The sequence below is a fragment of the Dorea sp. ICN-14282 genome, assembly GCF_037890115.1.
GTDB lineage: Bacteria > Bacillota > Clostridia > Lachnospirales > Lachnospiraceae > Dorea_B > Dorea_B phocaeensis.
Genome location: NZ_JBBKBH010000002.1, coordinates 501345 through 517769 on the forward strand (window position 1 = coordinate 501345; position 16425 = coordinate 517769).

The 16425-nt window shown below is 45.5% G+C and carries 7 protein-coding genes; 3 read left to right on the forward strand and 4 right to left on the reverse strand.

The features are described 5' to 3' along the window. Positions 1 to 5: 5 nt before the first annotated feature. Positions 6 to 2189, reverse strand: a complete 2184-nt coding sequence (gene nrdD / locus WKT00_RS07880) for an anaerobic ribonucleoside-triphosphate reductase (protein WP_101695194.1) — start codon at positions 2187 to 2189, stop codon at positions 6 to 8. Positions 2190 to 2512: 323 nt separating this feature from the next. Between nrdD and WKT00_RS07885 the strand changes: the two genes are divergently transcribed. Further along, entirely contained in the window at positions 2513 to 7318 is a 4806-nt protein-coding gene (locus WKT00_RS07885; protein ID WP_340262752.1) for a right-handed parallel beta-helix repeat-containing protein, read from the forward strand. A 125-nt stretch (positions 7319 to 7443) separates the two neighbouring features. Here WKT00_RS07885 and WKT00_RS07890 read toward each other — a convergent pair whose 3' ends face one another. Continuing rightward, positions 7444 to 7668, reverse strand: a complete 225-nt coding sequence (locus WKT00_RS07890) for a hypothetical protein (protein ID WP_340262755.1) — start codon at positions 7666 to 7668, stop codon at positions 7444 to 7446. 83 nt (positions 7669 to 7751) lie between these two features. Between WKT00_RS07890 and WKT00_RS07895 the strand changes: the two genes are divergently transcribed. Both WKT00_RS07895 and WKT00_RS07900 read left to right on the forward strand, forming a co-directional pair. Next, positions 7752 to 7862, forward strand: coding sequence for an SDR family oxidoreductase (locus tag WKT00_RS07895; RefSeq protein WP_242962658.1), 111 nt, complete (start codon positions 7752 to 7754; stop codon positions 7860 to 7862). Positions 7863 to 7908: 46 nt separating this feature from the next. Beyond that, positions 7909 to 8664: a DUF169 domain-containing protein gene (locus WKT00_RS07900; protein WP_101695197.1), complete on the forward strand. Its 756-nt coding sequence runs from the start codon at positions 7909 to 7911 to the stop codon at positions 8662 to 8664. A gap of 96 nt (positions 8665 to 8760) precedes the next feature. Here WKT00_RS07900 and WKT00_RS07905 read toward each other — a convergent pair whose 3' ends face one another. Continuing rightward, a complete protein-coding gene (locus WKT00_RS07905) occupies positions 8761 to 10443 on the reverse strand; it encodes a PD-(D/E)XK nuclease family transposase (protein ID WP_306346032.1) in 1683 nt (560 codons plus the stop codon). A gap of 402 nt (positions 10444 to 10845) precedes the next feature. Next, complete coding sequence (locus WKT00_RS07910; RefSeq protein ID WP_340262767.1) at positions 10846 to 16290, reverse strand: sugar-binding domain-containing protein; 5445 nt, start codon at positions 16288 to 16290, stop codon at positions 10846 to 10848. Between the last annotated feature and the right edge of the window lie 135 nt (positions 16291 to 16425).

The following is a 16425-nucleotide window of genomic DNA, read 5'->3' on the forward strand; positions in this document are numbered from 1 at the left end:
TCTCTCTACAGATGCAGTACGCGATCCTTGATCTCCTGCGTACGTCCCTGATTCCAGAACTGTGTTCCGATGTAACCGCAAGTTCTGCGGGCTACAAACATCTTGTTCTGATCACGGTTTCCACAATTTGGGCACTCCCATACTAGCTTTCCAGACTCTTCTTCCTGAATCAGAATCTCTCCATCGTAACCACAGCATTCACAGTAGTCACTCTTCGTATTCAGCTCTGCATACATAATATTATCGTAAATGAACTTCATCACAGACAATACCGCCGGAATATTCTCCTGCATATTCGGAACCTCGATATAACTGATCGCTCCTCCCGGTGACAACTTCTGGAAATCTGCCTCAAACTTCAATTTCTTAAATGCATCGATTTCCTCTGCCACATGTACATGATAGCTGTTCGTAATATAATTTTTATCGGTAACCCCTTCAATCACGCCAAAACGCTTTTGGAGACATTTTGCAAACTTGTAAGTCGTAGACTCCATCGGTGTTCCATATACAGAATAGCTGATATTTTCTGCCGCCTTCCACTCTGCACACTTATCATTCAGACGCTGCATTACCTTCATCGCAAACGGACTTGCTTCTGGATCCGTATGGGATTTTCCAAGCATCCGCATACACATCTCATATAGGCCTGCATATCCAAGGGAAATCGTAGAATATCCTCCAAACAACAGCGGATCAATCTTCTCCCCTTTCTTCAGTCTTGCCAACGCTCCATACTGCCACAAAATCGGCGCCACATCAGAAATCGTTCCCAGAAGACGTTCATGGCGGCAGCGCAGTGCACGGTGGCAAAGCTCCAAACGCTCATCCAGAATCTCCCAGAACTTATCCATATCGCCTTCAGAAGAACAAGCAACATCCACCAAGTTAATCGTCACTACGCCCTGATTAAATCTTCCGTAGAACTTATGGCTTCCATCGGCATTTCTCTGAGAATCTTCTACCGTCAGGAAGGAACGGCATCCCATACACGGATATACTTCACCCTTCTTCAGTTCTTTCATAATCTTCGCAGAAATATAGTCCGGTACCAGTCTCTTTGCTGTACACTTTGCAGCTAATTCTGTCAGATACCAATACTTAGAACCTTCTGTAATATTATCTTCATCCAATACATAGATCAGCTTCGGGAACGCCGGAGTAATCCATACTCCCTTCTCATTCTTCACACCCTGCATTCTCTGTACCAGAACTTCCTCAATGATCAGTGCAAGGTCGTCTCTCGTCTGTCCTTCTTCCACTTCGTCCAGATACATGAACACCGTAACGAACGGTGCCTGACCGTTACAGGTCATCAACGTAATCAGCTGATATTGAATCGTCTGAATTCCACTTCTTACCTCTTCCCGAAGTCTGCGCTCTGTCACCTTATCGATGATAACCTCATCCATACTTTCACCGCATTCCTGTCTCTCTGCGATAACATTTCTTCTGATCTTCTTTCTGCTGATATCCACAAACGGCGCCAAATGTGCCAGTGTAAAGGACTGTCCTCCATACTGATTGCTTGCCACCTGTGCCACGATCTGAGTTGTGACATTACATGCAGTAAAGAAACTATGTGGTTTCTCGATCAAAGTCTCGCTGATAACGGTTCCATTCTGAAGCATATCTTCCAGGTTAATCAGATCACAGTTATGCTCTTTCTGTGCAAAATAATCAGAATCGTGGAAATGAATAATTCCTTCCTCATGCGCTTTCACAATCTCATCCGGAAGCAAAATACGTCTAGAAAGATCCTTGCTGACTTCTCCCGCCATATAATCTCGCTGCGTAGAGTTAATCACCGGGTTCTTATTGGAGTTTTCCTGATTCACTTCCTCATTAATGTGTTCAATCAAAGACAAAATTCCGTTGTCCGTTGTATTGGATTTTCGATTCAATTCTCTTTTATAGCGATAGCGAACATACTTCTGCGCCACCTCATAGCCGCGCATCTCCATAATTCCGGTCTCTACCATGTCCTGAATGTCTTCTACATTCACTGCATGCATGATCTCGTTCACCTGATTCGCAATATTATCCGCAATTGCCATAATCTGATAATCGTTCATTCGGTGAAGCTTGTCTACTTCCTCATTTGCCTTTCTGATCGCGTTTATAATCTTACTCAGGTCAAACTCTACTTCTTCCCCGTTCCGCTTGATTACGCTTGTTTTCACTTCCATATCTGCACCATTCCCTCTCTTATTAGTTCTCTATACACACCATCTATACTAAATATAGGAGAAACTCATCCGTTTCCACACTACATCTTGGGCCAGTTACTATCATACAACAAAACATTCGATTTGGGAAGAGGGAATTTTCTCTTTTCCTGTTTTGATATTTATTTGACATTTATTCACAAAAACATAAAAAACAATCATCGAATCATCATAGAAAAACATAAAAAGTTCTTTCTTTTATCTATGTCTTTTCCCCATAATAAATAAGATAATTGACGTATACATATGCCCATATGTAAATAAATACTAAAAAGGAGAAAGACATGAAAAGAAACCCAAAGAAATTGCTGACCTGGCTTCTTCTTTGCAGTTTGCTCTTGGGCAACCTCTCTTTTCTGCCTGCTCAGGCAAAAGAAAAAGAGGACAAAGCTGTTCATCTTGACGCTTCCGAATACGGCGTCGATCCAACTGGGGAAAAAGATAGTACAGAAGCCGTCCAAAAGGCACTGGCAGCTGCCAAAAAGGAAGAAGAAAAGGGCCAGAAGGTAGTACTGGAATTCCCGCGGGGCGAATACCAGATTTACAAGGACAAAGCAGAAGTCCGCAACTACCACACCTCCAACACCAACAGCTTGGAGCACCCGCAAAAGACGATCGGAATTCTGATTGAAGAGCATAAGAACCTGACCATTGACGGAAATGGTTCCCTCTTCATGATGCACGGCAACATGATGGCACTTGCCGTTGTCAAATCCGAGAATATTAAGTTGAAAAATTTTTCCTGGGACTTTGAAGTACCAACCGTTTCCGAGATGACCATTACCAATATGGGATCCGAAAATGGTTCGGACTACACCGATTTCTACATCCCAGACTGTTTCCCGTATATCATTGAGGGAAATTCTATTAAATGGACCAGTGAAAAGAGTCCTTACACCGACCAGTATTACTGGACAGAGACTAACATTCACCGTTCCTATGCCGTTGTTGCACATTCTCCAGGGGAAGAGATGACACGAAACTACTGGACCGACGGCAGGGGAAATCCATTTAGCAATGTTCGTTCTATTACCCAGCTTCCAGACGGCGTTGTCCGCATCAGTTACGCTGGAGCAAGACCGGACATGCAGACACTTGGTATGGTCTTTGAACTTGCCAGCAGTGCAGTACGTGAAACGGCAGGCGCATTTACCTGGGAGAGTAAAAATGTCGATGCCGAAGGGCTGAACGTACACTTTATGCACGGTTTCGGATGGCTGATTCAGATGAGTACCGATGTCTCTTATCGAAACTGTAACTTTATGCCAAGGAAAAACTCCGGCCACATCACCGTAAGCTACGCTGATATCATCCATGCTTCCGGAGCTGCCGGAAAGATCACTATCGAGGGATGTAATTTCTCTAATTCCCACGATGACCCGATCAACCTGCACGGAACGTTCACCAGAGTCGAACGACGCAAAGATGACCATACACTGGTACTGAAATACATCCACCAGCAGCAAGGCGGATTCCCGCAATATCACGAAGGTGACAAGGTAGCATTCTTCACCCGTGATTTCCTGCAGCCGCCAACCGGACAGTCCGACGAGGAAAACCTCTATACCGTAGAAAAAGTTCTCTCCGAACCTACGGATACAGACGGACGAACCATGGAAATCAAATTCAAAGAGGCTCTGCCGGAAGACTTGGCAGACCAGATTGGATGGGAACCAAAATACGTTGCTGAAAACGTTACCTATGCCCCATCTGTATACATCAAAAATAATACATTCAAAAATGTTCCAACTCGTGGAATCTTATGTACTACAAGAAATAAAGTTGTAATCGAAGGAAACAAATTCCTTAACATGTCCATGGCAACCATTTTCTTATCCAACGACTCCAATGAGTGGTATGAATCCGGTCCAATCCGCGACATGACGATTCGGAACAACGAGTTCTATATTAAGAGTATTGGAAGAACAGCCTGGGACTATGCGCCGGCAGTCTATGTACACCCGGTTACCAAAGGCGGACGACTTCCAGGTGAAGACACTCCAATCCACAAGAATATTACCATTGACGGAAATACCTTCCATATGGATGTGGATACGGTTGTTTACGCAGAAAGCGTAGAAAATCTCACCTTTACCAACAACAAAATCCTGCGTACCAACCCGGATATTTCCATCGAACTTTCATCCGGTTCCGACTCCGGGCAGATGAAAGTCGGCGAAACACTTGCACTTACGACCACGAAAGACGGTGATAAGCACGAACGTGAGCAGGACAATGCCTTTGAATTTACAAGCTGCAAGAATGTTACCTTAAAAGGCAACACCTACGATGATGGATTGAAAAAATATGCCGTACTTCACAACATGAGTACCGATAACATTCATAATGAAGATACCGATATCCAAGTGATTGAAAATGACCGCAGACAACCGGTAAGCGATCCTGTATCCACAGTATATTATGCAAGCAGCGCACCGGAGATTATTTCTGTTGATCACTCCGGAGTCCTGACCGCTAACAAGAGCGGAACGGCAGACATTTATGCATACTACATCTGGGATGGCACCATCGTCAAATCCAATGTTCTGACACTGACTGCCGACGGAGAAGGTTCCGTACCAGACAGTATCAAGATTCAGGAGCCACAGACTAACGTATTGAACAGACTGACGGAAACTTTGGATCTGAACACAGATGCCGATTCTTCCGGAAGTGTTCGCTGGTCTGTCCTTGATTTCCAAAGTGGAAACCCAAGTGATATTGCAACAATCGACGAAAACGGTGTCATGACACCAAAACAAAACGGAATCGTATGGGTTCGTGCATCTGCCGGAACCAAATATGATCAGATTCCGATCATTGTATCTCTGCCTGAGGTTGCAGGTATTGCTCCTGGATTTACCATGTACAATCCAGACCCATCACACTACACACTTGGCAAGGATTCTCTGAATATCACCATGCAGAAAGGTGACTTATACCAAAGCGACAACAGCGTAAAGAACCTACTGTTGTACAGAGGCTCTTTCGACCGCAACAATGTCTGCACAACCGTGAAGGTTGACAACCTTCCAATCAATGAAGGCGGCCAGTGGGATACCGCAAGCTTCTTATTATTTAACAACGCGGACAACTACATTTCCGTAGGTAAAAAATCCCACAAAGCAGGGATTGCTTCCGTAGAAGAACGAAACGGAACTGCTTCCGAATACGATGGAGACGCCGCACAAAACGCAGTTTCCAGCGCATACCTCGGATTTATGAAACAAGACGATACCTTAACACTCGCTTACAAAACCGACGGTGAGTGGCAGACAGTAAAAACCTTCGATGACGCTTCCTTCCTCGGATCATGGTTCAGCATTGGATTTGCCGCATGGCACACCAACGACCGTGGCAAAGATGTGACCTTCTCCGACTTTAAGGTTGGAACCGCTGACCAGGGATTCGACGCTGTCTCTGCCGGAACCGCGCTTTCCATCGGCGAATTTACCAATACGGCTCCGACTGTTTCTGACTTGAAATTTGATGGAAACGATCATAAAGTGGGCGAAGAGGTATCCGTAGACTATACATTTGCGGATGCTGACTATAACAGAGAGGGAGCAACACTCTATCAGTGGTCTTACGAAGAAGACAAAGCTACCAAAGAGATCGTCACTACCCAAAAGAAATTCCGTCCTACCACGGCAGGAACACTCACCTGTACCGTTTATCCGGTTGATGAACATGGTACTCCAGGAAAAGAGCCAAAAAGTGTCTCAACCGAGATCGGAAAAGGTACTTTGGACTTAAGTCTCGATCTCCTTCAGGCGAACGGGGTCAACCTTCTCAAAGACGGCAAACAGGATTATGAACTTCTGATCCCTGCCGATCTTGCCAAAGTAACCCTTGACTATCGCGCACTGATGTCTGGCGAAGGAAAGACAAAAGTTTCTCTGAACAAAGATGAGGTATCCAAAGCTAACGCAGATTCCCTCATTCTGGATGTTGCAGATAAGGATGTCATTACCCTCACAAGAAGCGCCGATTCCGCAGAGGATATCACCTATACCATCACGGTAAAAACTGTAGAAAGCAACTTTACGCAGATCCAGAAAATCGAAATGCCGGAAGCCGGTCTTTCTGTTGACACCTTCGATCAGAACGGTTACACGACAGCAACCAAAGCTGCAGGTTCCTCCTTACTGATCACAGCGGACAAGAACCTGATCGGTCACGTCGAAGTAAAATGCGGCGCTTATAGAAAAGATGTCCCGCTAACCGAAACGGAAACCGGATATCAGGCTTCTGTCTCCTTTGAAGACGGACTGAACAATTACTATGTACAGGTATATGGAAAAGACGGCATTACTATGACACAGCACATTTTAAATGTCATCTACTTGTCAGACTTTGTGCCGGACAAACCAGAAGTCTTCTTTACCCAGACAATCAAGGAAACCGAACACGGAACGATTATCTCCAGCATTGACGGTGAAGAAATTCCATATGGCGCTTCTGTTACTTACACATTTGCAGCGGACGAGGGCTATCACCTGGAAAAAGCTATGGTAAACGGCAAAGAGGTGACCGTAAAAGAGGATGGCACTTATACTATCGACTCCGTATTAAAGGATCTTACCATCGAGGCTGTATTCGCTAAAGATAAGACGCCTGAACCTGAATCTTTCACTCAGACGATCAAGAAGAGCGAACACGGAACGATTACTTCCAGCATTGACGGTGACAAAATCCCAGCTGGTTCTTCTGTCACCTATACATTCACACCGGATAAAGGCTATCATGTAGAAAAAGCTATGGTAAACGGCAAAGATGCGACCTTAAAAGAAGATGGTACTTATACCATTGAATCCGTATCAAAAGATCTTACTATCGAAGCCGTATTCGCCAAAGATAAGACGCCTGAGCCTGAGAAACCAGGAAAGCCAAAACCGGAGCAGCCAGGAACTCCGAACAAGCCTGGCAAACCTAATAAACCAGCCGGCCAGAGCAAACCAGGTTCTTCCAGCTCTGAGAATACTGCAGCAAAAACCGGAGATCCTTCTCCTGTTGTACCGTTCATATGTCTTTTGGGACTGAGCGCAGCTGCAGCTGGCATGGCTTACTACCGGAAAAAGCAAAAATAGATTTTTTCAAAAACAAACGTATAATGAAAAAAACCGGCGGGGCGCTCTTTATAAGAAGCGCCCCGCCGAAGTTCTTCATACGGATACAAATATATTCATCTTCTATGCTTTTTTATTTGTTCTGTCTAGATACGATTTCCCGCGTCGTATCCTTCGCGCATATTGCGATAGCCATTCTTCGTTCTGTTGGCATCTCCAACCACAACCACTTCACAATCGCAATCTGCAAGTTCGGCTTCCAAAGGATTATAACTTCTTACACCCATAGCATTTGCTACCATGTCTACGTGTTTAAATTCCACTGCTTCTCCGTCTTTCTCCGCATAAACAGCTCCCTCTTCCACCTTCATCAGCTTGGTTCCGCTAACGATGCCCGTGCCATCGCAACATAATCTGCTTTTCCATCACGCAGCAACGCTTCTGACATATGGATATGGCCAAACCAGAAGAGCAGGCAGCTGTTGCATGTTTCCTCGCCTCCGATGACGCATCCTACATGAGCGGTGAAACCATTTTCAATGTTGGTGGATGGGGAATCTTCTAAAAATTAATATACTGCAAACAATTGTAAACAAAGGAAGGTATTAGCTATGAAGCGCACAAAACAAGAATGGAAAGAAATTAATGACCGCATCATGTATGGGCTTCGCCCAACACAGTTCCCTGTAGCGATAAAATTTATTAAAACTCAGGAAGAATTTGATGCGATCCCAGACATCTGCTACTGTGAGAACAAAGCTTCTGTATGTAAGTTAATCAGTATGGCTGCCTATTTCCAGGAAACTTTCGGTCTTACAAGAGATCATTTTTCAGGCCCATACTGTGCTATCAACAACGGGTGTATGGCAATTGATCAGGATTACCTTGACGGAAGTATCCTCTACCGCAAACCACCCCCATGGCACCATGAGCAGGAAGACGCAAAGAAACACATTGCCGAAAATGTAAAACTCCTTCCAGAGACCCCTTACGAAGGTATTGTATGTTCTTCTCTGTCCAACTGTGATATCGAAGAGGCCGATGTAATCTCTCTGCAGCTTCCTACTCAGGCAGCATTCCATCTGCTCGCTGGATACGTAGAAAATGATTACGAAAAACTCTATTTCCCATTCAGTGGTGAATCCAACTGTGCAGACACCTGGATGTACACCATGAAAACAGGAAAACCGGGTGTCTCTTTAGGCTGTCGCGGCGATCGTGCAACCGGAGCCCTTCAGTTCGGAGAAGTTCGCGTAACGATGACAATCGATGCATTATTGAAAGCATTAGACGGTATGGAAACTGTGGAGAAAAACGGCATCGGATATCCGTATAATCCAGTTTGTTTATACAAAAACCAGTTCTAATGCACAAAACTATTAACACTCCTTCTATATTAATATAGGAAGAAAGGCGATGACCGCAGAAATCCATTCTGCCAGTCATCGCCTTTTTGAATATTACTAAAGTCCCAGACACACCTTTACCTGTTCGATTTCCATTCCGAGGATCTCCGCAACCTCGGCCACACTCTGCAATTTGTCATACAGCCTTCGCACAGAGGCTTTCTCCTTCTCTGCCCATCTTGTTTTCTGATCTTCTAACTGCTGAGTCTTCTCCTCTAGCTCTGTTTTCTGATCTTCTAACCGCTGTGTTATCACCTCCAGCTCCGCCTTTTTCTCATTCAGCTGTTGCGTCTTTTCGCCTAGCTCCGCCTTTTTCGCCTCCAACTCTGCCTTTTTCTCATTCAGCTGTTGGTTTCTCTCGCCCAGCTCCACCTTTTTCGCCTCCAACTCCGCCTTCTTCTCGTTCAGCTGTTGCGTCTTTTCTCCCAGTTCAGCTTTCCTCTCACTCAATTGCTGCTTCTTCTCTTCCAATTCCTCCTTCTTCTTGCTCAGCTCCACCTTCTTCTCTTCCAACTCCGCCTTCTTCTCATTCAGCTGTTGGTTTCTCTCTCCTAGCTCCGCCTTCTTCGCCTCCAACTCTTCCTTCTTCTCACTTAGCTCCGCTTTCTTCTTCCCCAGCTCTGTCTTCTTCTCTTCCAACTCCGCCTTTTTCTCGTTCAGCTGTTGGTTTCTCTCTCCTAGCTCTGCCTTCTTCTCTTCCAACTCTGTCTTCTTCTTTTCCAATTCCTCCTTCTTCTTGCTCAGCTCCACCTTTTTCGCCTCCAGCTCAGTCTTCTTTTCTTCCAGCTCTTCCTTTTTCTCCCCTAGCTCCGCTCTCTTTTGTTCAATTTCTTCCTGCATCTCGTCAATCATCAACTGTGTCGTATTCCGATCCAACTCCAACAATTCTTCTGAAAACATCCGCATCACCTCTTCTACATTACAGCATTGTTGATACGCAGTTTCATACATCGGTCTGAATTGCGGAAATTCCTTAATCAACTCTAGAATCTTTTCCGGATCATCCACACTCAAAAATGTTAACCACGCATCTTGTTCCGCTTTTATTTTACTTGTATTTTGTGGGAATTTTGACCGATTGTCAAGCGCTTTGCGAAAGATGTCCAAAGGAATAAAAAGATATTTCTGAAGAAGATCAAGCTCTAGGTCTGTATTGGATTTCTGCTCGAAATAATGAAGATAATCATTGGGAAAACGATGAAAAATTCTGGGACTTTTCTCAAATAGCACAAGCGTATAGACGCCTTTGATATCTTTATACGTGAAGTTCTTTCTCCTGCTGCTTCGGACACGCTTATATTGACGAAGCAGCAGATCTGCGGAGTAACAAGCGCTTCGTTCTCCGGGAAACAGATAACCGATTTTCTGAATTTCTAAATTCACAATCCCGCCGTCCTCCAGCTGCACCACCATATCCATCGTAAGCAGCGAACTTTCATCTGCAATTCGGGATCCGTCCAGCGGAAGCACCTCTAATATCTTCACCCTCGTCCCAAGAAATAATGACAAAAATGCTTCTAGACGCTCCGGCGTCGCATCCGGATCAAAAATCTCTTTGAAAAATCCATCATACAGGAACTTGATTCCCCTAACTCCGGTACAAAAGTCCAGAAATTCCTCTCTTTGTTCCTCCGTCCAGGATTGAAATTCCTCATCCATCGTCCGATTTTCCCTAATCTTCAAAAGAATCGCCTCCCGATCCTGAATCATGGGAAAATGCTGCTGTAGTTTTGTTTGCATAAACGCACCCTCCTTATCTGCTTACTTAAAATTGTCTTTTCATTACGGGATAATTTTCGATTCTGAATTTCCGAAATGAGATGCCTTACGGCCTGTAGAATAACTGCAGAATGAGATTTCTGCTGAATGTGAAATAAAGTATAGCAAAAAAGTACCTTAAATGCAATCCTGAACTTCCCGAAAGAAGAAAAACAGAATTTTCTGAAAGGAGAAAGCACCGCCCAAGCGGCTAGACCAACTAAAAAGAGACCGGAACTCCCTTGCAGATGATTCCCATCCCTAAGGTTTTCCCGGTCTCTTCTTACTTTTTCATCCTGCCAAGCCTCTTATGAAGCCCAGCAGCCTATTGTGCTCGCTTTCGCTTTCTCGCACACTTCATGCCTTTTGGCACGTTTTATACGCTTACGCGTTTTTCTTGCGGCGGATCATCACTGCGATGACACCTGCTGCTCCGAATGCTAACAATACCAGCGGAACGATTGGAGATACGTCTCCCGTCTTTGCTACGCCTGGTTTGCCAGCCTGGCCGCTCTGTCCACTCTGGCTTCCAGCCTGTCCGCCCTGTCCGGATCCTGTACTTCCTCCTGGTCCCGGAGTCGGTGTTACCGGCTTCAGAGCAGTCATTGCTGCATTCAATTCATCTAAGGCCTTCTGAATCTCGTCTTCTGTTGCCTTGTCATTTCCATAAACCGCTTTTGCACTATTCAATGCATTCTGAAGTTTCTCATAGCTGTCCTTGGTGTAACCATTTGGACCAATGTTCTCCGCCTTTGCAATTGCCTCACCCAGCTCATCGCGAAGTGATGGTGCATTCTGTACGCTGATTGCAATCTCTGCAGATTTTCCGCCATAGGTTACGGTTACCTTGCTCATATCCTCGGTAAGCTTGGTGTCAAGAGACGGCTCAAATGTAAAGTCGTTCTTGGTATCCTCACCGTATGCTACTTCAACAGTTGACAAATCGCTGTTTGCAAGCATCAGTACCAGACCTGTCGGATCAAAGGTCTCGCCTACTTTGTAGGTTGTCTTTGCCGGTCCTGTCTTAACGGAAATAGTCTCCAATACAACAGGTGCTTTCTCAATCTCGAAGTTCAGTCTTAACTCTCCAGAATAGTTGGAAATACCAGTTACAACAGCTGTTGCTGTTCCAAAGTCAGTATTGTTCTCATAAGCTACCTTGTAGTCAACACCATAACGAAGCTTCTCGCCTGTCTCCTTGTTGGTCAGAACAAGCTGTTCTGGCTTCAGGATAACCGGGTTCTCAGCATTCACATATGGAACTACCTGCTTCTCAATCGGAGCTGCTTCTATCTTCGCGCCATCTGCGATATCTGTTGTCTGTTTTACCGTTCTAAGACGAAGCTCAGCAACCGCCATGTGCTCATCCGCTCCACTATCTGCAACGGTATGAACTCCTGTCAGACGCACATATTTCGCATGGATTGGTTCATTAAATTCTGCCAGCATCCAGCCTACTTCATCAGTATTCCAGTTGCCTTTGGAAATCTCTGTCCAATCGGTTCCTTTGGTACTATACTCTACCAGATATTCAGATACACGTCCATTTCCTCCATTTTTTACTCTTGGATAGTAACGAAGTGCATCTAAGGTTACCGCTTCTACATCCTCGTCTGCCACGGACAGTGTAATCCGACGATGCTCAAGCTTTGCCCCTTCTTTCTTGTCATAGTTTGTATGCCAATGGGTATTCGCTTCTTTATCTTTTACAAGTTCTGCCGGTCCTTCCGTTCCCTGGCCTTCTAAAGCATTTGCACTTGCTGCTTCTACTCCCATCTTATCGATCGGATAATCTCTGGCATCATCAGCCGGTGCTAATTCTCCATCCTGATCCAGATTGATCACGAATTTATTTCTCGTCATATGATCTTCGGACTCGATAATCAGCACTTTCCGGTTATCTACCACCGGAAGCTCTGTAACTGCCGCATTTTCAAATGTCTCGTAGGTTACATCTGCAATAATTGCCGGTGTATTGTAAGTTCCAGCTTCCAAAGCGGATTCTGGTACTTCTTCTCCATTGACACTTAACTTCGCAAGCTTCGCGCTCTTGTATACCGGGTAATCACCCTGAGCCAGTTTCAATTCAATCTCGGTAATTCCGGTACATGGCTTCTTACCGCCACCAAGCTGAACGTCTTTATTCTGAATCTTAAACTTAATTGCAGTTACCTCAATCGGCTGATCCAGCTTGTATGTATATGGTGTTACATAATCTTTCTCGGTACCGATAACCTCTTTTGCCTCTACCTTCCTCCAGCCTGGATCTTCAAATCCTGCTGCACTGTTATCGGCAATATAGATCTCTGTCGTACCGGCATCCGGGAATACGATATCGGTATTATTTCTTGCGAAATGAATGGTAATCTCACCGATTCTCTGAGCGGTATCATAGCCCATAACAATCTGTGCATCTTTGTCACCATTCTTGGACGCTGTCCAGTTAGTCCATGCAGTCGGATTGGCTCCTCCGCTACCGTTTTCTCCCATCGCTGTCTGACCATCGTTCACCGCTTTTAATGTATCAGACTGCTGCTCTTTTGGAATATCCTGTTCCAGCCTTGCAGCCTTGTCAGAAACACTTGCTCCTATGGTAACCTTTTCTTTCTGTGCACGAACAGAAGCTGTCACCTGAATCTCCTGACCCAATACGTTAGCCTTTCCATTTACAGCAACGATTCCTTCTTTTGCAAAGGCATCTTTCTCTGGAGCTTCCCATTCTACCGGGAAGGCTGCGTCAAGCACTTCTCCATTTGCCAGTACCGCCGGACGTGTCTCCGGAAGATCCGGTTTCGTTCCCGTTGGAATCGTTACGGAGTAGTTGAGAAGACCGCCGATCTGATCGATCATGGTTACATTGACGGATACTTTATGCTTTCCGTCTACCACACCATTGACAACGAAGGATCCGGCTACTCCGATCTGCTCCTGGCTGATCGCATTCCATACAACCTCCTTATTCTCTGCACTTCCATCTACATAACGAACTTCGATCTGTTTTGGAAGTTCCGGCACATTACCAACCTTTACATAATAGTGCTTGGACATGAACAGACTATCTGCCTGCTTCTGCACCTCTCCGCCTTCACCAGCTGGAGTCGTCGTAATATTCACCGTTGAACTTTCCAGGCCTTTGGCTGTTGCTGTTACCTTAATATTTCCTGCCTGCTTGGTAGACTGTACGATTGCCAGCACCTTGCCGCTAAATGCAGTCTTGTTATCTGCTTTATAAGGATCGTGGTCTGGAGAATTTCCATTGTCCACACCTACTAACACACCGTCTCCTTCTACCTTGAAGGTTACGCGGTCCTTTGCATCCGGCACGATGTTACCTTCTGCATCTGTCACATCTACGGTAATGTAGGACAGATCTTTGCCATCCGCTTTGATTTCCTGACGATCTGCTACTGCCGCAAGCTTTGCTTCCCCGCCTGTTGTCTTCACGGAAGAACGTCCGCAGGTATCGCTAATCACCTGACCGCCTTCATCGTAGGCTACCGCCTCGATGGTTCCATCTGCATATGGAACGTTCCAGGTCAGATACAGGTTCTTATGTTCTGTCCGATCCTTGTCTGCTCCTTCATAAATCTGATAGGTATATCCAAGATCTGTCGTCTTTTTAGTAAACTCTTTTCTTTCTCCAATTTTCTGACGTTCCCCGCCATCTGACGGTGTAAAGTAGAGCTCTACTGCCGCTGCGTCAGAATATACTACTACCGGTACGTTTCCATTTCTGTCTTTTGCTACCACATCTTCGTTCCATGCCGGAAGTACGTGTAAGGTATGTTTGGAATCATTCCACTGACTCTGATACAGATAGTAGGAATCCTTCGGGAATCCCGCCGTATCGATAATACCAAAGTAACTGTTCTTCGGTGACGGCCAGTTTCCTACAGCCCCTGATCCAGTTCCATTCCAGTGAGTCGGCTCTCCGATATAGTCAAAGCCTGTCCATACATACTCACCTGCTACGAAGTCATTGATAATGGTAGTATACCATGCATCGCTGGCAAGCTTGCCCCAGCCAACTGCTGATCCATCATACGAAGTCAACTGTTTATCAGCAGTCTGCCCTGTATCGGTGGTTCGATTGTAGATCCCACGGCTGTTAACAGAAGAGGCCGTCTCAGATCCATAGATCTTCCAATCTGGGTGTGCCCTATGACCATTCTTAAGCTGATAATCATCGGCATAGTTATATCCAACCACGCCGCCTGCTGCATTTAACTGAGTTGCAATATCAATCTCTGTTGAATTATTGCCTTTCAACTTGTTCCCGCCAAAGGTTAGCAGCTTGCTGGTTCCAGTTCCATTTGCCCACTTAATCAGATCAGAAGCCGCTTTAGAATATCCTTCTGCTTCTCCGCTGATTCCTTCAATCACCTCGTTTCCAAGGGACCACATAATGATGGACGGTGCATTCTCGCCACGTTTAATCATTGCTTCCAGATCAAACTGTGCCCATGTCATGCCATCTTTCTTTCCAAGGATCTTGTTGCCCTCTTCAATGCCAGTCCTGAACCACTTCGCATAATCCTGACTATTGCTATTCTTCTGCTTGATCCATCCGTCAAAGGCTTCCTCGATCAGGATCATACCCTTCTCGTTACATACCTCGATCAGCGCAGAAGCTGCCGGATTGTGAGTCACTCGAATGGAGTTACATCCCATCTCCTGAAGGATCTCTACCTGACGCTCGATGGCGCGGCGGTTTGCAACCGCTCCAAGCGCTCCCTGATCATGGTGCATACATACACCCTTCAGCTTCATGTTCTGTCCATTCAAAGAGAATCCATTGTTTGCATCAAAGTTAAAGTAACGGAATCCATACTCGGTATCGTAGGTATCTACTACCTGCTCTCCGGATTTCACTTCCGTTCTTACGATGTACAGTGCCGGATTGGTGTTGCTCCATAATTCCGGATTCTGTGCTGTTAACTCTGCATTCACCTCAGCTGTCTTTCCTGCCTCTACAGATACTGGATCTGTGGTAACCGTTCCGATAGCTGTCTCAGACGCATCGCCTTTTTTGAATACCTTGTGTGTCAGCGTAACTTCTGCTGCCTTATCGCTTGCATTGGCTACGCTTGTCTTAATGTTGGTCTTAACCGCTGCCTGGTTTGTTGCCAGTTCCGGTGTCTCGATCTTCGTTCCATAAAGATCTACATGAACCTTGTCAGTCACGGTAAGGTTTACACTTCTGTAAATACCACTTCCAGAGTACCAACGGCTGGAAGGTGTCTTGTGATCCACCTTGACTGCGATCACATTTTCCTCGCCAAACTTTAACGCCTCTGTGATGTCATAAGAAAATGGGGTATATCCATAAGGATGCGTTCCCATCTGCTTGCCGTTCACCCATACGGTGGAGTTCATATAGACTCCATCAAAGTCAATCCGGACCACTTTGTCTTTCGCGTCCTCCGGAAGAGTGAACTTCTTACGGTACCATCCAGTTCCTCCCGGAAGATATCCGCTCTCCGCCTCACCCTGTGTAGTAAAGGCCTGCTCAATGCTGTAATCATGCGGAAGGTTTACATTTCTCCATTTGGAGTCATCAAAGGATGCTCCCTCTGCATTTCCCGCATCTCCGTAGTAGAACTTCCAGTTTGCATCGAAGTTCTGCGTGCGCTCGCCAGTGTCCCCATAGGTATTCAGATAGACAGCTTCCTTATCAGAAACCATCTGCGTCTGCGACTGAGTCCGAACCCCAATCTGGTCCCCCGCTGCATGGACATCAACCATAGTGCCGACTCCAGACATTAACAATGCTGCTGTCATTACGGCCGCACCCACACGAGAACGGTTCTTGTTGTGTAACTTAATCACATCTTTTCCTCCTTTTCCCCATTGGTATGCACGTATTGTCACATTCCCCAACGTATTTTTACTATTGCATCATACAAATTCCGCCTTCATAAAGACATAGAATATCCTACCTACTTTGGTAAAAATTCTATTCAT